Origin of the sequence: Roseibium sediminis (genome assembly GCF_008711325.1) — a bacterium.
In the GTDB taxonomy this organism is placed as follows: Bacteria; Pseudomonadota; Alphaproteobacteria; order Rhizobiales; family Stappiaceae; genus Roseibium; species Roseibium sediminis.
Map to the genome: position 1 here is coordinate 1 of NZ_VXDB01000088.1, position 984 is coordinate 984.

Annotated in this window: 1 protein-coding gene; it reads left to right on the top strand. The window is 58.5% G+C overall.

Annotation, left to right across the window (positions count from 1 at the left end; all coding sequences use genetic code 11):
- On the top strand, positions 1-984 hold a 984-nt coding region (locus F0155_RS23180; RefSeq protein ID WP_150526929.1), incomplete at both ends, for a DUF4815 domain-containing protein.

Sequence of the window (984 nt, forward strand, 5' to 3'; positions counted from 1 at the left end):
GCAGGACGAAACTCTCAAGGGCATTGCCGAAGGCGAGCCAAGTTTCAACGAGCCGGGCCATGCCCGCCGCGAGGAAGACCTTGTCTGGGCGCTGCCGGACGATGAGCAGGAAGGCGAGTTCACACGCGTCTATCAGCTTCGCGATGGCGTTGTGGTCGACAAGAAAGTGCCGTTGGCGCTTACGAACATACTGGCGACCATCGGCGATTACGACAGGGCCAAGGGCTCGTATATTGTCGACGGCTGCGGCGTTCGTGCCCTTGGGGACGATGGTACCGGACAGCAGATACTTTCTGTCGACGCGGGGATCGCGCATGTGGACGGGTTCCGGAAAACCAGAACCGAAGCCTTCACCTTGTTTGTCGAACAAGATCCTGATTTGGAGGACGTTCCTGCCGAGACCCATTCTTTCGAAGATCCGCAAGGGACAGGTTCGTCCACCATCGAGATCAACCGCCCACCGATTGCCAGTGTCACCAGCGCTCTTGTTACAAAGCAGATCACGGAGCAGGTTTATCGTGGGGACGTTCCCAACGGGCTTGACGAATTGCAGCATGGATCGGTCCGCCGGGTACTCGGCGTCTCCCAGCCCGGCACCGACTACATCGAGGGCACGGACTTTGAACTGAGCGGCGACAGCATTCGTTGGCTTCTGGACGGCAACCAGCCGCAAGGATCAGAAACCTACAGCGTCACCTACCTATACTATGCGCCCGCCGACGCGATTGCCTTTGACAATGAGACGATCACGATCTCGGGCGGAGTCGATGGCGAAGATGCGCTGTTGACCTATAAATCGAAGATCCCGCGCCGTGATCTCCTGATCATGGACGCGTCCGGCCAGCCCCGGATCATCAAGGGTGTGCCAACACGTCGGGCTTCGGTGGCTCCGGCAACACCTGCGGGAACACTGGAGCTTGCCGAGATACACAATGACTGGTTTGGCGCGCCGCTGATTGTTCAAAGCAAGCAAAAGATCCTGAC